At 66.4% G+C, this 18,444-nt stretch carries 18 protein-coding genes; 12 read left to right on the top strand and 6 right to left on the bottom strand.

Annotation, left to right across the window (positions count from 1 at the left end; translation table 11 throughout):
* The 4 genes from HV701_RS21675 to HV701_RS21660 all read left to right on the top strand — a co-directional run.
* Positions 1-409: YraN family protein (locus tag HV701_RS21675; protein ID WP_254595227.1), on the top strand; the 409-nt coding region annotated here is incomplete at its 5' end.
* A 30-nt stretch (positions 410-439) separates the two neighbouring features.
* A complete protein-coding gene (locus HV701_RS21670; RefSeq protein WP_006389868.1) occupies positions 440-1,033 on the top strand; it encodes a phosphoheptose isomerase in 594 nt (197 codons plus the stop codon).
* On the top strand, positions 1,030-1,773 hold the full coding sequence (locus HV701_RS21665; RefSeq protein WP_175135066.1) for a BON domain-containing protein: 744 nt from the start codon (positions 1,030-1,032) through the stop codon (positions 1,771-1,773). The genes HV701_RS21670 and HV701_RS21665 overlap by 4 nt, the downstream gene beginning before the upstream one ends.
* Complete coding sequence (locus HV701_RS21660) at positions 1,770-2,264, top strand: peroxiredoxin family protein (protein WP_175135065.1); 495 nt, start codon at positions 1,770-1,772, stop codon at positions 2,262-2,264. Before HV701_RS21665 ends, HV701_RS21660 begins: the two co-directional genes overlap by 4 nt.
* 165 nt (positions 2,265-2,429) lie before the next feature.
* Here HV701_RS21660 and HV701_RS21655 read toward each other — a convergent pair whose 3' ends face one another.
* A complete protein-coding gene (locus HV701_RS21655; protein ID WP_175135064.1) occupies positions 2,430-3,218 on the bottom strand; it encodes a MetQ/NlpA family ABC transporter substrate-binding protein in 789 nt (262 codons plus the stop codon).
* A gap of 332 nt (positions 3,219-3,550) precedes the next feature.
* Between HV701_RS21655 and argB the strand changes: the two genes are divergently transcribed.
* The 5 genes from argB to HV701_RS21630 all read left to right on the top strand — a co-directional run bounded on the left by argB (position 3,551) and on the right by HV701_RS21630 (position 8,683).
* Positions 3,551-4,453, top strand: a complete 903-nt coding sequence (gene argB / locus HV701_RS21650) for an acetylglutamate kinase (RefSeq protein ID WP_175135063.1) — start codon at positions 3,551-3,553, stop codon at positions 4,451-4,453.
* Entirely contained in the window at positions 4,453-5,199 is a 747-nt protein-coding gene (locus HV701_RS21645; protein WP_175135062.1) for a pyrimidine 5'-nucleotidase, read from the top strand. The genes argB and HV701_RS21645 overlap by 1 nt, the downstream gene beginning before the upstream one ends.
* A 54-nt stretch (positions 5,200-5,253) precedes the next feature.
* Positions 5,254-5,829: a nucleoid occlusion factor SlmA gene (slmA, locus tag HV701_RS21640; RefSeq protein WP_175135061.1), complete on the top strand. Its 576-nt coding sequence runs from the start codon at positions 5,254-5,256 to the stop codon at positions 5,827-5,829.
* Between the two features lie 298 nt (positions 5,830-6,127).
* Positions 6,128-7,621, top strand: coding sequence for a DASS family sodium-coupled anion symporter (locus HV701_RS21635; protein WP_175135060.1), 1,494 nt, complete (start codon positions 6,128-6,130; stop codon positions 7,619-7,621).
* 12 nt (positions 7,622-7,633) lie between these two features.
* The gene (locus tag HV701_RS21630) at positions 7,634-8,683 is read left to right on the top strand and encodes an Ldh family oxidoreductase (RefSeq protein WP_175135059.1); all 1,050 of its coding nucleotides are present in this window, start codon (positions 7,634-7,636) and stop codon (positions 8,681-8,683) included.
* 409 nt (positions 8,684-9,092) lie between these two features.
* Here HV701_RS21630 and rodA read toward each other — a convergent pair whose 3' ends face one another.
* The 5 genes from rodA to HV701_RS21605 all read right to left on the bottom strand — a co-directional run bounded on the left by rodA (position 9,093) and on the right by HV701_RS21605 (position 14,740).
* Complete coding sequence (gene rodA, locus HV701_RS21625) at positions 9,093-10,229, bottom strand: rod shape-determining protein RodA (RefSeq protein WP_175135058.1); 1,137 nt, start codon at positions 10,227-10,229, stop codon at positions 9,093-9,095.
* Entirely contained in the window at positions 10,226-12,154 is a 1,929-nt protein-coding gene (mrdA, locus tag HV701_RS21620) for a penicillin-binding protein 2 (RefSeq protein WP_175135057.1), read from the bottom strand. Before mrdA ends, rodA begins: the two co-directional genes overlap by 4 nt.
* Positions 12,155-12,171: 17 nt before the next feature.
* Positions 12,172-12,741 carry a rod shape-determining protein MreD gene (gene mreD, locus HV701_RS21615; RefSeq protein ID WP_175135056.1) on the bottom strand — a complete coding sequence of 190 codons (570 nt, stop codon included), beginning with the start codon at positions 12,739-12,741 and terminating at the stop codon, positions 12,172-12,174.
* Complete coding sequence (gene mreC / locus HV701_RS21610) at positions 12,728-13,612, bottom strand: rod shape-determining protein MreC (RefSeq protein WP_175135055.1); 885 nt, start codon at positions 13,610-13,612, stop codon at positions 12,728-12,730. Before mreC ends, mreD begins: the two co-directional genes overlap by 14 nt.
* Positions 13,613-13,696: 84 nt before the next feature.
* Complete coding sequence (locus HV701_RS21605; protein ID WP_006216320.1) at positions 13,697-14,740, bottom strand: rod shape-determining protein; 1,044 nt, start codon at positions 14,738-14,740, stop codon at positions 13,697-13,699.
* 228 nt (positions 14,741-14,968) lie between these two features.
* On the opposite strand from HV701_RS21605, the gene gatC reads away from it, so the two are divergent.
* The 3 genes from gatC to gatB are packed head-to-tail and all read left to right on the top strand — an operon-like array spanning position 14,969 to position 18,339.
* The gene (gatC, locus tag HV701_RS21600) at positions 14,969-15,277 is read left to right on the top strand and encodes an Asp-tRNA(Asn)/Glu-tRNA(Gln) amidotransferase subunit GatC (protein WP_175135054.1); all 309 of its coding nucleotides are present in this window, start codon (positions 14,969-14,971) and stop codon (positions 15,275-15,277) included.
* Between the two features lie 3 nt (positions 15,278-15,280).
* Complete coding sequence (gene gatA / locus HV701_RS21595) at positions 15,281-16,879, top strand: Asp-tRNA(Asn)/Glu-tRNA(Gln) amidotransferase subunit GatA (RefSeq protein WP_175135053.1); 1,599 nt, start codon at positions 15,281-15,283, stop codon at positions 16,877-16,879.
* A gap of 2 nt (positions 16,880-16,881) precedes the next feature.
* Positions 16,882-18,339, top strand: coding sequence for an Asp-tRNA(Asn)/Glu-tRNA(Gln) amidotransferase subunit GatB (gene gatB, locus HV701_RS21590; RefSeq protein ID WP_175135052.1), 1,458 nt, complete (start codon positions 16,882-16,884; stop codon positions 18,337-18,339).
* The last annotated feature ends 105 nt before the right edge of the window (positions 18,340-18,444 follow it).

Raw genomic sequence — 18,444 nt, 5'->3', positions numbered from 1 at the left:
CGCATCGCAGCGGCCCAGCCCGCCCGACCGCGCCGCCCCCAGGCGCTCGCCACGCCAACGCGTCGGCGACAGCCACGAAGATGCCGCGCTGCGCCTGCTGCGCGGGGCCGGCCTGGTGCTGCTGGCCCGCAATCTGGCCTGCCCCGCTGGCGAGATCGACCTGGTCATGCGCGATGGCGATGTCTTGGTGTTCGTCGAGGTGCGCTCGCGTCAGGCCGACACTTACGGCGGCGCGGCCGCCAGCATCGGCCGCGCCAAACAGGCCCGGCTGGCGCGCGCCGCCGCGCACTGGTTGCCGCGGCTGGCCGGGCACTACTGGCGCGGCGCCACGCCAGCCGCCCGCTTCGACGCCGTGGTATTCGACGGCGGCCAGGTCCAGTGGCTGCGCGCGGCCTTCGAGGTGGCTTGATCCCGGCTGGCCCGTGAGATAATCGCGCCCATGGATATGACCTCTCGAATGACGTCGCACTTCCGCGATGCCATGGCCACGTACGAACAAAGCATGAACGTGCTGGCCGAGCCGCTGGCGATCGCGGTGGATGTGCTGTTCGGCGCCCTGGCCAACAACGGCAAGATTCTGGCTTGCGGCAACGGCGGTTCGGCCGCCGACGCGCAGCATTTCATCGCCGAACTGGTGGGCCGTTTCGAACGCGAACGCCTGCCCCTGGCCGGCATCGCCCTGAACACCGACACCTCGATCCTGACCGCCGTCGGCAACGATTACGGCTTCGACGAAGTCTTCGAACGCCAGGTGAACGCCTTCGGCCAGGCCGGCGACGTGCTGGTGGCCATTTCCACCAGCGGCAATTCGCCCAACGTGGTGCGCGCCATGGAAGCGGCCGCCAGCCGCGAGATGCACGTGCTGGCCCTGACCGGCAAGGGCGGCGGCGTCATGGGGGAACTCATCACGCCGATGGACGTCCATCTCTGTGTTCCCAGTGATCGCACCATGCGCATCCAGGAAGTCCATATACTGCTACTGCATGCGCTTTGCGACGGCATTGACGCTCTTCTGCTTGGAGACACCGAATGATTTCTGACGTCCGCACGGCCGCCCGCCCCCTGCTGCTCGCCGCGGCGCTGTCCGGCGCCACGCTGTCGCTGTCCGCCTGCGCCCCCCTGATCGTGGGCGGCGCGGCCGCCACCACCGCGGTGGTGGTGACCGACAGGCGTACCTCGGGCATCCAGCTCGAAGACCAGAACATGGCCTTCAAGGCCCAGAGCCAGATCTCGCAGAAACTGGGCGACACGGCGCGCGTCAACGCCATGGCCTACAGCGGCCACTTGCTGCTGACCGGCGACGTGCCCACCGAGGAAGCCAAGTCCCAGGCCACCGCCATCGCGCAGGGCGTCGAGAACGTCAAGCAGGTGATCAACCAGCTCAACGTGGGGCCGATCGCGTCCTTCGGCGTGCGCTCGAACGACACCTGGCTCACCTCCAAGGCCAAGACCGCGCTGCTCAATACCAAGTACGTGCCCTCCGGCACCATCGCCGTCACTACTGACCACAGCGTGGTCTACCTGATGGGCAAGGTGACGCAGGCCGAGAGTGACTACGCCGCCAACGCGGTGGCGGACCTGAGCGGCGTGACAAAGGTGGTTAAACTGTTCGAAATCATCAGCCGTGAAGAAGCGATTCGCCTGTCGAACAGCGGCGGCCAATCGACCACCACGGAAACCAAGGCCCCCATCGAAAGCGGCGCGGGCGCTGCCGACCACAGCAGCGCGCCCAACAGCGGTGGCAGTGCCGTAGAGGCCATGCCCATCAAATGAAAAAAGCCATCGTAGCCCTGGCCGTCCTGGTGGCGGTCGGTATCGGCGCCTGGTTCGTCATGCGCCCGGCGCAGACCGCGCCGAACGTCACCTTCACCACGCTGGAAGGCAAGACCTTCTCCATGCAGGACTTGCGCGGCAAGGTGGTACTGGTGAAGTTCTGGGCCACCAGCTGCATCACCTGCGTCAAGCAGATGCCCGAGACCATCTCCGCCTACAACGAGTACGCGGGCAAGGGCTACGAGGCGATCGCGGTGGCCATGGACTACGATCCGCCCAACTACGTGCTGAACTTCGCCGAAAGCCGCAAGCTGCCGTTCCCGGTGGCGCTGGACACCAAGGGCGACATCGCCCGCGCCTTCGGCGACATCCGCCTGACACCCACGGCATTCCTCATCGACAAGCAGGGACGCATCATCAAGCGCTACCTGGGCGAGTACGACGTGGCGCAATTCCACGCCACCGTCGAAAAGGCGCTGGCCGCGGGCTGAGCCCGGTTCCCGCCATGAACCGCCCGCTCGCCGGGCGGTTTTTCATTGGGCACCTCCCACCACGCGTGACTGCTCGGTACGGCGCCTCGCCCCCAACCGCCACCCAAAAAAGAAACCGCCCGCATGCGCGGGCGGTTCAGGCAAAGGGTCAGGGCCGGGTCGAGATCAGAACGCCGGCACCACGGCGCCCTTGTATTTCTCGACGATGAACTTCTTCACCTCGGGCGAATGCAGCGCGTTGACCAGCTTCTTGATCCCCGGCGCGTCCTTGTTGTCCGAGCGGGTCACCAGGATGTTGGCGTACGGCGAATCCGAGCCCTCGATGAACAGCGCGTCCTTGGTCGGCACCAGGCCGGCTTCCAGCGCGTAGTTGGTGTTGATCAGGGCCAGGTCGACGTCGTCCAGCGAGCGCGGCAGCATGGCGGCCTCGAGTTCGCGGAATTTCAGTTTCTTGGGGTTGTCGGTCACGTCGGCAGCGGTCGCCAGGATGTTGGCCGGGTCCTTCAGCTTGATGATGCCCTGCTTCTGCAGCAGCACCAGCGCGCGGCCGCCGTTGGACGGGTCGTTGGGAATGGCGACGATGGCGCCGTCCTTCAGTTCGGACAGGCTCTTGATCTTCTTGGAGTAGCCGCCGAAGGGCTCGACGTGCACCAGGGCGACCGGCACCAGCGTGGCCTTGCGGTCCTTGTTGAAGGTGTCGAGGTACGGCTTGTGCTGGAAGAAATTGGCGTCGAGCTGCTTGTCGGCCAGTTGCAGGTTGGGCTGCACGTAGTCGTTGAACACCTTGATGTCGAGCTCCACCCCTTCCTTGGCCAGCTGCGGCTTGACCACTTCCAGGATCTCCGCATGCGGGACCTGGGTGGCGCCGACGACGATTTTTTCGGCATGGGCGGCGGTGGCCGCCACCAGCAAGGCCGACGCCACCAGGGCGGAACGGACGAAATTCAAACGCATGAGTCGCCTCTTTTATAAGTAGAAATTAGGGGCATATGCCCAGCCGGGAGGGAGAGGCCCCCTCGTGAGGGGCGCTCCGTTGCGAAAACGCCCCCAATTTACCCGAATGCCGGTTATTTGTCGGGCATAAAGACATGGGTTTAAAGCATAAGCAACCTGCGGGTACTACAATCCGTCGTATGCTTGCGCTACCGCGTTGCCAACGCGTTCCTGTGCAGGCATTTTTTACTGCCGGACCCCACGCCCCCATGGGGGGCAATGCCTAGACGCCATCATCGGCGCGGGCTTTCAACCTCTAACTCTCATACCTACTTATTGCCGACTTCGCTGCCATGACCGACACCCCCGACCCTGCTGCCGTCTCGTCTCCCGCTGTCAAAGCCGCCGTGCTCTCCGAAGCACTGCCTTATATCCGACGATTCCACGGCAAAACCATCGTGGTCAAGTACGGCGGCAACGCCATGACGGAAGAGCGCCTGCAGCGCAGCTTCGCGCATGACGTGGTGTTGCTCAAGCTGGTGGGTCTGAACCCGGTCGTGGTGCACGGCGGCGGTCCGCAGATCGACGATGCGCTGCGCCGCATCGGCAAGCAAGGCACGTTCATCCAGGGCATGCGCGTCACCGATGCCGAGACCATGGAAGTGGTCGAATGGGTGCTGGGCGGCCAGGTCCAGCAGGACATCGTCATGATGATCAACGAAGTCGGTGGCAAGGCCGTGGGCCTGACCGGCAAGGACGGTGGACTGATCCAGGCCCAGAAAAAGCTGATGGCCAACAAGGACAATCCCGCCGAGCCGATCGACATCGGTTTCGTCGGCGACATCACCCTGGTCGAGCCGGCGGTGGTCAAGGCCCTGCAGGATGACCAGTTCATCCCGGTCATCTCGCCCATCGGCTACGGCGAGGACGGCACCGCCTACAACATCAATGCCGACGTCGTCGCCGGCAAGATGGCCGAAGTCCTGGGCGCCGAAAAGCTGCTGATGCTGACCAACACCCCGGGCGTGCTGGACAAGGGCGGCAAGCTGCTGCGCAGCCTGTCGGCCCAGACCATCGACGAACTGTTCGCCGACGGCACCATCTCGGGCGGCATGTTGCCCAAGATTTCGTCCGCGCTGGACGCCGCCAAGAACGGCGTCAACTCGGTGCACATCGTCGACGGCCGCGTGCCGCACTGCCTGCTGCTGGAAATCCTGACCGACCAAGGCGTCGGCACGATGATCAGTTCGCACTGATGCGGGCGCTGCGCACCCTGCTGCGGCCGGCGGTGCGCCAGCGCCGCTCGCGCCGCACGGCCACGGGCGCCCCCGGACGCCTGTGGCTGTTTGATCTGGACAACACGCTCCACGACACTTCCCACGCCATCTTTCCGCAGATCGACCACGGCATGACCATGGCCGTGGCCGAGGCGCTGGATGTGGACATCGACACCGCCAACGCCGTGCGCAAGCAGTACTGGCAGCGCTATGGCGCAACGATGATCGGCATGGTGCGCCACCACGGCATCGACCCGCACGCCTTCCTGCACCGCAGCCATGACTTCGACGTCGGCCCGCTGGTGCGCGCCGAGAAGGCGCTGGCCTACAAGCTGCGGCAACTGCCCGGCCGCAAGGTGCTGCTGACCAACGCGCCGCTGCATTACGCGCGCGCCGTGCTGCGGCGCCTGGGCATCCTGCGCCAGTTCGACAGTCTGTGGGCGATCGAGCACATGCGCCTGCATGGCGAATTCCGCCCCAAGCCCTCGCCCGCGCTGCTGCGCCACGTGCTGGCGCGCGAAGGCGTGCCGGCGCGCCAGGCGGTGCTGGTCGAAGACACGCTCGCCAACCTGCGCGGCGCCCGCCGCGCGGGGCTGCGCACCGTGCATGTATTCCATCCCGGCACGCCCTTCGCCCGGGGCCGCTCGCAGCGGCCGGCCTACGTCGACTTGCGGGTAAACTCCGTCAGTGATCTGCTGCTGCGCCGGCGCCCCCTGCGGGGTTGAGCGCCGGCGCGTTTCCCACTTCCACCGTCAGCCTGCGTAACACCAGACCCGTCCATGGCGAGCAAACCCGGCGAGCGCAAGACCCAGATTCTGCAGACCCTGGCCGAGATGCTGGAGCAGCCGCACGCCTCGCGCATCACCACGGCGGCGCTGGCCGCGCGCCTGGCGGTCTCGGAAGCGGCTCTCTATCGCCATTTCGCCAGCAAGGCGCAGATGTTCGAAGGGCTGATCGAATTCATCGAAACCAGCATCTTCACGCTTGTGAATCAGATCGCCAGCGCCGAACCCTATGGCCTGTCACAGGCCCACCAGACGGTGGCGATGCTGTTGACGTTCTCGGAACGCAACCGCGGCATGACGCGGGTCCTGACAGGCGACGCCCTGGTCACCGAGGACAACCGCCTGCAGGAACGGATCAATCACATCAATGACCGCATCGAGGCATCCTTGAAGCAGTCGCTGCGCATCGCCGTCACCGACGGCGGCCTGCCGCCCGAAGCCAATGTGGCCGCGCATGCAAGCCTGCTGACCCACCTGGTGCTGGGACGCTGGCTGCGCTACGCCCAGAGCGGATGGCGCGTCGCCCCCACGCTGCATCTGGACGAACAACTGCGCCTGACCCTGGGTTGATGCCGGCAGGCGGCCGATTTGCTCATTAACACGAGCGAATTAATCCTCAAGAATCCCTGCCGTTCGCTTATTTGTTTGTTTTTACGCAACATTCGCAGGGTTGCGAGTATCGAGGGCCGACGAGCATAATCCCCTTGACAGGTTTCCGACAAGCACGATTCCCCCTCGGATTGACACGCATCAATACGGGTTTTCCTTACTGCCGTCACGATCATTCTGTAGCGCCGGTACTTCGCTTTGATTGAGCCCCAGGCTTGAGAGCGGCGTACCGTCAGTTTGACCTCAACCGGAGATGGATATGACCGCGGAAACCGCTGTCCCTGCCTCGCAAGCCCCCAAGAAAACAAAAATTCCGATCGGTCTGGTGGCCGGCTTCCTCGTCATGATCGGCGTGCTGATGCTGCCACTGCCGGCCGATCTGCCGGTTGCCGGCCATCGCATGCTGGCCATCCTGGCGTTCGCGGTGGTGGTGTGGATCACGGAAGCCGTTTCCTATGAAGCCAGCGCCATCATGATCACGACGCTGATGGCCTTCCTGCTGGGCACCGCGCCCACCATCAAGGACCCACAGGTCGTCTATGGCACCTCGGCCGCCATCAGCATGGCGCTGACGGGTTTCTCCAATTCGGCGCTGGCGCTGGTGACCGGCGCCCTGTTCATCGCCGCGGCCATGACCTTCACCGGGCTGGACCGGCGCATCGCGCTGGTGACGCTGTCCAAGGTCGGCACCAGCACGCGCCGTATCCTGGTCGGATGTATCGCCGTGACCATCGTGTTGAGTCTGGTGGTTCCCAGCGCCACCGCCCGCAGCGCCGCCGTGGTGCCCATCATGATGGGCGTGATCGCGGCCTTCGGCGTGGACCGGCGCTCTAACATCGCCGCCGGCATCATGATCATCGTCGCGCAGGCCACCAGTATCTGGAACGTCGGCATCCAGACGGCCGCCGCGCAGAACCTGCTGACGGTCGGCTTCATGGAAAAGATGCTGGGCCAGCGCGTGGCCTGGTCGGACTGGCTGATCGCCGGCGCCCCCTGGTCGCTGATCATGTCGGCCGTGCTGATCATCATCGTGCTCAAGCTGCTGCCGCCGGAAAGCGACAGCATCGCCGGGGGCAAGGAAGCGGTCGAGAAGTCGCTGCTGGAACTGGGCCCCATGTCCAGTGCGCAAAAGCGCCTGATGGCCGTGTCCGTCATGCTGCTGCTGTTCTGGTCCACCGAAGGCAAGTTGCACAAGTTCGACACCACGTCCACCACCTACTTCGGCCTGGTGCTGCTGCTGCTGCCGCGCTTTGGCGTGATGACATGGAAAGACGTGCAGTCGCGCATCCCATGGGGCACGGTAATCGTGTTCGGCGTCGGCATCAGCCTGGGCACCGCGTTGCTGACCACGCAGGCCGGCCAGTGGCTCGGCAACCAGGTGGTGGCGCACACGGGGCTGGACCATCTCGGCCCGCTGGCGATCTTCGCCATCCTGTCGGCCTTCCTGATCATCATCCACCTGGGTTTTGCCAGCGCCACCGCGCTGACCTCGGCCATGCTGCCGATCCTGATCTCGGTGCTGGCCACGCTGCCCGGCGACTTCAGCCGCCTGGGCATGACCATGCTGCTGGGTTTCGTGGTGAGCTATGGCTTCATCCTGCCGATCAACGCGCCGCAGAACATGGTGTGCCTGGGCACGGAAACCTTCAACGCCAAGCAGTTCGCCAAGGTCGGGATCCTGGTCACCATCATCGGCTACGCGTTGATGATGCTGATGGGCATGACCTACTGGCGCTGGCTGGGCTGGCTGTAAAGAGGCCGCGCCATGAAGATCTCCATTGCCCAAGCCAACGAATACGGCCGCCGCGTGCTGATGGCGCAAGGCGTGCCGCAAGACATCGCCCGGGACGTGGCCGAGCATCTGGTGGAGTCCGACCGGGTCGGCTACACCAGCCACGGCCTGTCGATCCTGACCAACTACCGGCGCGTGCTGGGCGAAGGCCTGGCCCAGGCCGACGGCCGCCCCGAGCTGCTCAACGACCGCGGCGCCATGCTGGCCTACGACGGCCATAACGGCCTGGGCCAGTACGTCGGCAAAGTCGTGATCGAGAAGGCCATCGAGCGCACGCAGCAGCACGGCCAGTGCATCGTGACGCTGCGCCGCAGCCATCACCTGGGCCGCATGGGCCATTATGGCGAGATGGTGGCGGCCAACGGCCTGATCCTGCTGGCGTTCACCAACGTGGTCAACCGCGCGCCCACGGTGGCGCCGTTCGGCGGCGCGCGCGCCTGCCTGACGACCAATCCGCTGTGCTTCGCCGGCCCGCTGCCGGGCGGCCGCCCGCCGTTCATCGTCGACATGGCGACCAGCTCGATCGCGGTCAACCGGGCTCGCGTGTTGGCGGCCAAGGGCGAGCAGGCGCCGCCGGGGTCGCTGATCGATGCGCATGGCAATCCGACCACGGACCCGGGCGCGCTGTTCTCCGATCCGCCGGGCGCCCTGCTGCCGTTCGGCGGCCACAAGGGTTACGCGATGGGCCTGGTGGCCGAGCTGCTGGCGGGCGTGCTGTCCGGCGGCGGCACGATCCAGCCGGAGCACCCGCGCAACGGGGTGGCGACGAACAACATGTTCGCGCTGCTGTTGGATCCGCAGGTGGACTTCAATACGGACTGGCGCTCGATGGAAGTGGGCGCGTTCATCGACTACCTGCATGCCTGCCCGCCGCAACCGGGCGTGGATGGGGTTCAGTACCCGGGCGAGTACGAGGCTCGCAACCGGGAGCTGAACGCCGACTCGCTGGAATTCGCTCCGCCTATCTGGGAGGGGTTGAAGAAGTTGGCTGTGGACCTTGGGGTGGCTGACGCGTTGCCTTGAGGGTTTGTCGGGTGTTTGTGTTTGCGGGCGGCTTGAGGGTTCTTGAGCCGCCCGTTGCGTTGGCGGCCGGGGACGGCGGGGCTACGATTGCGGTCCGGAGCCTTCGCTCCGGACTGCCCCTGCGTCAACCTCGTACGCCTTCGGCTCCCTACGGTTTCCCTCGGGCGCATCTACACGCCCCGCCGTCCCCGGCCGCCAACGCAACGGGCTCACGTCATCTCGGTTTCACCGTTGCAGGGGCGGACTGTGTGCTTGGCGTTTTGGCCAGCAGCGGAGGGGAATAGGAGGATCTTGCGGGGCCCGCCCAAAGCCGGCCGCGCGGGCGGCCTTTTTGGGCATACGCGATGTGTGGCGTCGAGAAATTGGCGCACAGCGAACACCGCCCCGGGCGGCCTACGAAGAAAAAAGCTCAGCTCTTGACCGACCGATGCCGGCTGATGCTCATCATGATCCCGAACGCGATCCCCATGGTGAACAACGCGGTGCCGCCATAGCTCATGAACGGCAATGGCACGCCCACGACCGGCAGGATGCCTGTCACCATGCCCACGTTCACAAATACGTAGATGAACAGCATCATCGTCAGCGCGCCGGACAGCAGCCGGCCAAACTGCGACGAGGCGCGGGACGCGATGGTCAGGCCGCGCGCCATCATCAGGCCATACAGCACCAGGATGGCGATGCCGCCGTACAGGCCGAACTCCTCGGCGTAGACGGCGAAAATGAAGTCGGTGGTGCGTTCGGGGATGAAGTCCAGGTGGGTCTGCGTGCCCTTCATATAGCCCTTGCCGTAGACGCCGCCCGAACCCACCGCGATCATCGACTGGATCGTGTGAAAGCCCTTGCCGAGCGGGTCGGAGCTGGGGTTTAGCAGGGTGCAGACGCGGTGCTTCTGGTAATCGTGCAGTACCACCCAGCTGACGTCCGGCTCGCACAACTGGTCTTCGTAGTAGACCAGCGTGCCGATGGCGATGACGCCGGCCAACATCACCGGGACCAGCAGCTTGAACGACAGGCCGGCGAAGTAGATGACGAAGAAGCCGGCGCCGAACACCAGCAGCGCGGTGCCCAGGTCGGGCTGCAGCACGATCAGGCCAAAAGGCGCCGCCAGCATCGCGGCGGCGGCCAGGAAGTCGCGGATGCGCACCGCGCCCTCGTGGCGCTGGAAGTACCAGGCCAGCATCATGGGCACGGCGATCTTCATCATCTCGGAAGGCTGGATGCGGGTCACGCCCAGGTTGAGCCAGCGCGTCGCGCCCTTGCTGGTTTCGCCGAAGAACTCCACGCCCAGCAGCAGCACCACCCCCACCACATAGAATGGCAGCGCCAGTTTCATCAGCCACTTGGGCGGAATCAGCGCCATCATCCACATGGCGAAGAAAGCGATGATGAAGTTGCGCGACTGCTCGGCGAAGCGCCAGTCGGTGCCGCCCACCGCCGAATGCATGACGGTCAGGCCGAGCGCGGCAAACATCAGCAAAATGGCCAGCAGCGGCCAGTCGAAGGCGGTGAAGACGCGCAGCAGGATCAGGCCGAGACGCTTCATCGTTGGCGCACCACGTCGGAAGTTATGGTTTCGACAGAGGCCAGGGCCGGGTTGTGGTCCGGCCCCGCGCTCTTGTCCTGACGCTCCTTGGCCAGCCAATAGTCGAATACCTTGCGCGCCACCGGCGCGGCCACGCTGGCGCCCCAGCCGGCATTTTCGACGATCAGCGCGACGGCGATGCGGGGATGCTCTAGCGGCGCGAAACCCATGAACAGCGCATGGTCGCGCAAGCGCTCGTCGATGGCGCTGGCGCGGTAGTGACCGCCGCGCAGGCTGAACACCTGGGCCGTGCCGGTCTTGCCGGCGGCCTGGTAGGGCGCGTTGGCGAAGGCGCGACGCGCGGTGCCGACCCGGACCACATCGGCCATGGCGTTCTTGATGACGTCGACGTTGGCCTGCTTGAGCGGAATGCGGTAGTCGGGCGTGGACTCGGTGGGGTTGGCCACGCCGGAGCGCGGATCGCGCACCGCATGCACCAGGTGCGGACGGCGGTAGAGGCCGTTGTTGGCCAGGGTCGAGGTGCCCTGCGCCAACTGCAACAGGGTGAAGGCGTTGTAGCCCTGGCCCACCGCCACCGAAATAGTCTCGCCGGCGTACCAGCGCTGGCGTTCCTTGTCCTTGTAGGCTGCGCGCTTCCATTCGGTGGACGGCAACACGCCGCGCTTTTCGCCCTCGAGGTCGATGCCGGTGATCTGGCCGAAGCCGAACTGCTTGGTGAAATCGTGCAGCGCGTTCACGCCGATCTCGGGGCCGAGCGAATAGAAGTAGGTGTCCGAGGACACCACAATGGCCTTGTGCATGTCGGTCATGCCATAGGCGGCGCCACCGGCGTTGCGGAACTTCTGGCCGCCGAACTCGAAATAGCCCGGGTCGGAGATGCGGTCCGTGGCGCGGCGCTTGCCCAGCTCCAGCGCCGCCAGGCCGACGAAGGGCTTGTAGGTCGAACCGATCGGATAGGTGCCGTACAGCGGCCGATTGATCAACGGATGGTCCGGCGACTCGTTCAGCATGCGCCAGTTGTCCACGTCGATGCCATCGACGAACAGGTTCGGGTCGAACGACGGCTGCGACACGAAGGCCAGCACCTCGCCGGTATCGGGATCGATCGCCACCAACGCGCCGCGCTGGCCTTCGAAGGCGTCCTCAGCCACTTTCTGCAGGCCCATGTCGATCGACAGCATGATGTCCGATCCGGGCACCGGGTCGATGCGGCGCAAGGTACGCATCGGCCGGCCACCGGCCGTCACTTCGACTTCTTCGAGACCGGTGCGGCCATGCAGCGCTTCTTCCCAGGTTTTCTCGATGCCTTTCTTGCCGATGACGTCGGTGCCACGATAGTTGCCCAACTGGCCGCCGCGCTCGAGTTCCTCGATATCGCCCTCGGCGATGCGGCCGATATAGCCGACCACGTGGGCAGCGGACTGCCCTTGCGGGTACTCGCGCACCCAACGCGCGCGCAACTCGACGCCGGGGAACTGGAAGGCGTGGGCGGCGAACCAGGCCGCCTCGGTATCATTGAGATTGTTGCGCAGTTGCAGGCTGGCATAGCGGCTGGATTCGGCCGCGCGCCGCTTGAAGCGGCGCTGGTCGGCCGGGCTGATATAGACCACCTGGGTCAGGCGCTCGAACAGGGCGTTCATGTTGCCGGCCTGCGCCGGCACCACTTCCAGCGTGTAGGTGCGGTAATTGCGGGCCAGCACCGCGCCGTTGCGGTCGAGGATCTCGCCGCGGCGCGGCGGGATCGGCACCACCGCGATACGGTTGCGGTCGGCGCGCTCGGACAGGCCTTCGTAGCGGTCGACCTGCAGATACCAGAACCGGCCCACCAGCACGCCGAAGCAGGCCAGCGCGAAGATGCCGCCCACCCAGGCGCGCAGGCGGAAGCGCTGCTTCTGCTGCTGACCGGTTTTCTTGAATTCGAACATGGGACGCGGCGCCGCCGTCAGGCGGAGGAAGATTCGGCGTCGTCGTCGGCGCGCTGCGGCAAATGCAGCACCCAGCCCGCCAGCGGCCACAGGGCGGCGGTGATGGCCACGCTGACGCCCCAATCCCAGCCCGGCCACTTGCCGGCCAGCCAGGCATGGATGACCTGGGTCAGCAACCGCGCGATCAGGAAGACCGGCAACATATGCATTGCCTGGCTCCAGAGATCGAAGCGTTGCAGGCGGCGATGCAGCACCACGGCGCCATAGGCGACCAGGGTGTAGGACAGCGCGTGTTCGCCCAGCAGGCCAGCATCGTGCACGTCCATCAGCAAGCCGAAGCAGAATGCGGTGAACAGGCCGACACGGCGCGGTTCATGCACGCACCAGAAGGCGATGATCAGGATCAGCACATCGGGCGCGCCCTGCCACAGGCGCCACGGCAGCAGCGATGCGAGCCACACCAGCAGGATGCTGCCCCAGACGAACACCCCGTGCGCCGGGCCCGACAGGCGCTCCGGCTGCACATTGCTGGGCGTCCCCAGGCGGCGGCGGGGTTGCCCGGAGGCTTGTTGGTTAGTCCGATCCACCGGAATCGACCTCCTGACGGTTGGATTCGGCGCGTTCCACATCCACCTGCAGGACCAGGAAGTGGCGATAGCGTTCAGGGTGGGCCAGCGGCTCGCAGACGGCGCGCGCGAAGCCCGAAGCGGTATCGCGTTCGACCGAGGTCACCTTGGCCACCGGCAAGCCGGCCGGGAACAACCCACCGACACCACTGGTGACAATGGTATCGCCTTCCTTGATGTCGGCATTGGCGGCCAGATAACGGACCTCCATCTTGCCAGGAGAGTTCCCGCCAAAGGCGATCAGGCGCAAGCCATTGCGCAGCAATTGCACCGGGATCGAAACCTGCTCGTCGGTGACCAGGGCGGCCTCGGCCGTCATCGGCGTCACCCGCACGATCTGGCCCACCACGCCGCCTTCGTCGATCACCGGCATACCGGGCGCCAGGCCGGCCTTGCTGCCCTTGTTGAACACCAGCCGCTGGTTGAACGCATTGGAGGGCTCGTACAGCACCTCGACCACCACGGCCGATTGCGCCACGGTGTCGGTCACGCCCAGCAGGCGGCGCAACTGGGCGTTTTCGGCGGCCAGCTGCGCGGCGTGCGTGGCCACCTGGGCCAGCTCGATGCGCTGGCGCTGCAAGGCTTCGTTTTCACTGCGGATGAGATTGGCGGCATTGACCCATTCGTTGACCTGCTGGACCAGGTCGCGCGGCGCCATGACGGCGCGCTGGAAGGGATACAACGCCACGGACATCGCCCGGCGCGCCGGTTCCAGCATGCGCCACTGCGAATCCATGATGATCAAAGCCAATGCCAGGACGACCAGGATGACCAGCCGCACCTCTGCCGGAGGGCCGCGCCTGAATAGGGGAGGAGTCCCTTGTCGTTGCATGAATCTCAGCCCGGGCACCCGCGCCCGCTGCTCCCGCAGCGGCCGGAGCCGTGGAAAAGCGGGGCTCCGGGCTGGCGGGCGGGATTAGTCGTTGATGAAGATGGCGCCCAGTTTCTCAAGGTGTTCCAGCGCCTCGCCGCAACCACGCACGACGCAGGTCAGGGGATCATCGGCGACCACCACCGGCAAGCCGGTTTCTTCCTGCAGCAGGCGGTCGAGGTCGCGCAGCAGCGCGCCACCGCCGGTCAGGGCGATGCCCTTGTCGGTGATGTCGGCGCCGAGCTCGGGCGGGGTCTGTTCCAGGGCGATCTTGACGGCCGAGACGATCTGGTTGAGCGGATCGGTCAGCGATTCCAGGATCTCGTTGGACGAAACCGTGAAGCTGCGCGGCACGCCTTCGGCCAGATTGCGGCCCTTGACTTCGATCTCGCGGACTTCGGAACCCGGGAAGGCCGAGCCGATTTCCTTCTTGATGAGCTCGGCGGTGGGCTCGCCGATCAGCATGCCGTAGTTGCGGCGGATGTAGTTGACGATGGCCTCGTCGAACTTGTCGCCGCCGACGCGCACCGAACCCTTGTAGACCATGCCGCCCAGCGAAATGACCGCCACTTCGGTGGTGCCGCCGCCGATGTCGACGACCATGGAGCCGCTGGCGTCGGAGACGGCCAGGCCGGCGCCGATGGCCGCGGCCATGGGTTCCTCGATCAGGAACACGTGCGAGGCGCCGGCGCCGAGCGCCGATTCGCGGATGGCGCGGCGTTCGACCTGGGTCGAACCGCAGGGCACGCACACGATGATGCGCGGGCTGGGCGCCAGCATGTTGCGGGGATGCACCATGCGAATGAACTGCTTGAGCATCTGCTCGGTCACCGTGAAGTCGGCGATGACGCCGTCCTTCATGGGCCGGATGGCCTCGATGTTGCCGGGCACGCGGCCGAGCATCTGCTTGGCTTCGTGGCCGACGGCCTGGATGATCTTCTTGCCGTGAGGCCCGCCTTCATGACGGATCGCGACCACGGAGGGCTCATCGAGCACGATGCCCTTGCCGCGGACGTAGATCAGCGTATTGGCGGTACCGAGGTCGATCGCCATATCGCTGGAAAAATAACTGCGCAGGAATCCGAACATGGGAGCTCAGCTAAATTCTGGGGGGAATTGGGGTCATGCCGCGGGGCGTGCCACCCGGGAAACCCTGGGTGCGCCTGTCATCACGGCGATTAAACCGTGAATCATAACTTATAATTTCCCCGGAAATAGCGCATAAATGCAGGCTATTCAAGCTTTGTAACGGGTTTGGCATGTGCATACTGCCCAGTCCCTCCCCTCGGCCTCCGCTTCTCGATATTTGCAATCCCCATGGCGCTCAATGACACAGATGTGGCCCGCATTGCCAGGCTGGCCAGAATCGAACTGACCCCGGACCAGCGCGCCCACGCGCAGGCCGAACTCAATGGCATCCTCCACCTGATCGAACGGCTGCAGGCCGTCGATACCCAGGGCGTCGAACCCCTGGCCCACCCGCTGTCCGCCCATGAGGACATCGTGCTGCGCCTGCGCCAGGACGCCGTCACCGAAACCGCCTCGGAGGCCCGCCGCGCCGAACTGCTGGCCAACGCCCCCGACGCCCAGGACGGTCTTTTCCTGGTCCCCAAGGTTCTCGACTAAGCCATGACCCAACCCGCCCTGCACACCCAATTCGAGGGGATCGCCGCCCTGCGCGCGGCCCTCGCCCAACGCCAGGTCAGCGCCGTCGAACTGGCGCAAAGCTCGCTGGCGGCCGCCGAGGCGGCCCGCGGCCTGAACGCCTTCTTACATATTGATGCCGAATTGACGCTGGCCCAGGCGCGCGCCGCCGACGCCGCGCTGGCCGCCGGCACCGCCGGCCCCCTGGCCGGCGTGCCCATTGCCCACAAGGACGCCTTCGTCACCCGCGGCTGGCGCACCACCGCCGGCAGCAAGATGCTGGACGGCTACGTCAGCCCGTTCGACGCCACCGTGGTCGAGCGCCTGCAGGCTGCCGGCGCCGTGTCGCTGGGCAAGCTCAACTGCGACGAGTTCGCCATGGGCTCGGGCAACGAGAACTCGGCCTACGGCGTGGTCCGCAACCCCTGGGACCCCACCGCCGTGCCCGGCGGCTCCTCGGGCGGCTCGGCCGCCGCCGTGGCCGCCCGCCTGGTGGCCGCCGCCACCGGCACCGACACCGGCGGCTCGGTACGCCAGCCCGCCGCGCTGTGCGGCGTCAGCGGCATCAAGCCGACCTACGGCACCGTGTCGCGCTATGGCATGGTGGCCTTCGGCTCCAGCCTGGACCAGGCCGGCCCGCTGGCCCCCAGCAGCCGCGACCTGCTCGAACTGCTGGACGTCATCAGCGGCTTCGATCCGCGCGACGCCACCAGCCTGGAAAAATGCGATGCCGCCGTCAACGAACCGGGCCGCGTGCGGCGCGACTTCGACGCCGCGCAGGGCAAGTTCGACGCCGCCGGCAGCCAGCCCCTGAAAGGCCTGCGCATCGGCGTGCCCGAGGAATACTTCGGCGCCGGCCTGGCGCCCGACGTGGCCGCCGCGGTGCAGGCCGCCCTGGAACAGTTCGAGGCCCTGGGCGCGGTGCGCGTGCCGGTGTCGCTGCCGCGCACCGAGCTGGCCATCCCCGCCTACTACGTCATCGCTCCCGCCGAAGCCTCCAGCAACCTGGCGCGCTACGACGGCGTGCGCTACGGCCACCGCGCCGCGCAGTACGGCGACCTGAACGAGATGATCAGCCGCTCGCGCGCCGAAGGCTTCGGCGACGAGGTCAAGCGCCGCATCCTGATCGGCACCTACGTGCTGTCTCACGGCTACTACGACGCCTACTATCTGCAGGCCCAGCGCCTGCGCCGCATGATCGCCCAGGACTTCCAGCGCGCCTTCGCCGGCCAGTGCGACGTCATCATGGGCCCGGTGACCCCGACGGTAGCCAAGAACATCGGCGACAACCGCGACGACCCCACCGCCGACTGGCTGGCCGACGTCTACACGCTGGGCGTCAGCCTGGCCGGCCTGCCCGCCATGTCGGTTCCGTGCGGCTTCGGCACCGGCGCGGACGCGGGACAGACGCCCCCCGAGGGGGCTGCCAGCGCCTTGGGGCGGCCCGGCGGCGCAGGCCGCCGCCCCGTCGGCCTGCAGATCATCGGCAACTACTTCGACGAAGGCCGCCTCCTGGCCATCGCCGACCGCTACCAACAAGTCACGACGTGGCACAAGGCCACGCCGGCCCAGCAGGACGCCTAAGCATGAACTGGGAAATCGTCATCGGCCTGGAAACGCACACGCAGCTTTCCACCGACTCCAAGATCTTTTCGGGCAGCAGCACTGAATTCGGCGCCGCGCCCAACACGCATGCCAACGAAGTCGACCTGGCGCTGCCGGGCAGCCTGCCGGTCATGAACCGCGGCGCCGCCGAACGCGCCATCCGCTTCGGCCTGGCGGTCGGCGCCGAGATCGCGCCGCGCTCGGTGTTCGCGCGCAAGAACTACTTCTACCCCGACCTGCCCAAGGGCTACCAGATCAGCCAGTACGAGCTGCCGGTGGTGGTGGGCGGCTCGCTGTCGTTCTTCGTGGGCGAGGAAGAAAAAACCGTCAACCTGACGCGCGCCCACCTGGAAGAAGACGCCGGCAAGTCGCTGCACGACGACTTCACCCTGGCCAATGGCGCGCCGGCCAGCGGCATCGACCTGAACCGCGCGGGCACGCCGCTGCTGGAAATCGTCACCGAACCGGAAATGCGCTCGGCCGCCGAGGCCGTGGCCTACGCCCGCGCCCTGCACAGCCTGGTGGTGTGGCTCGGCATCTGCGACGGCAACATGCAGGAAGGTTCGTTCCGCTGCGACGCCAACGTGTCGGTGCGCCCGGTCGGCCAGAAGGAATTCGGCACCCGCACCGAGATCAAGAACGTCAACTCGTTCCGCTTCCTGGAACGCGCCATCACCTATGAAGCGCGGCGCCAGATCGAACTGATCGAGGACGGCGGCACCGTGGTGCAGGAAACCCGCCTGTACGACGCCGACCGCGACGAAACCCGCAGCATGCGCAGCAAGGAAGACGCGCACGACTACCGCTACTTCCCCGATCCCGACCTGCCCACGCTGGTGATCTCGCGCGCATGGGTCGACGAAGTCCGCGCCGCCATGCCCGAGCTGCCGGCCGCGCAGCGCGCCCGCTTCGAATCCGAGTACGGCCTGCCGGCCTACGACGCCGCCCAGCTGACCGTCAGCCGCGATCTGGCCGCCTACTTCGAGGCCGTGGCGCACGCGCTGCCGGCCGGCCAGGCCAAGCTCGCCGCCAACTGGATCATGGGCGAAGTGGCCGCCACCCTGAACAAGGAAGAAAAGGCCATCGCCGAATCCCCGGTGCAGGCCCCGGCCCTGGCCGCGCTGATCAACCGCATCATCGACGGCACCATCTCCAACAAGATCGCGCGCGAAGTGTTCGGCGCCATGTGGGCCGGCGAGAACGGCGGCCAGCCCGACGCCATCATCGAGGCCCGCGGCCTCAAGCAGATCAGCGACAGCGGCGCCATCGGCGCCATGATCGACGACGTGCTGGCGGCCAATCCGGCCATCGTCGAGGAATACCGCGCCGGCAAGCAGAAGGCGTTCAACTCGCTGGTGGGCCAGATCATGAAGGCGGCGCGCGGCAAGGCCAACCCGCAGCAGGTCAACGACCTGCTCAAGCAGAAGCTGGACAGCTGATCCCCGGCCGGCCCGCTGTCACGGGGGCCGGCGCAGTATCAGACCGAACCGAAGGCCGCGGCATCTTGCCGCGGCTTTTTGTTTGGCCAAGAATGGTCTGGTCGA

It is taken from the genome of Achromobacter pulmonis (assembly GCF_902859765.1).
Taxonomy (GTDB): Bacteria; Pseudomonadota; Gammaproteobacteria; order Burkholderiales; family Burkholderiaceae_B; genus Achromobacter; species Achromobacter pulmonis.
Note: the sequence above shows the minus strand (reverse complement) of the source record. Positions and strands in the feature narration are given on the sequence as shown.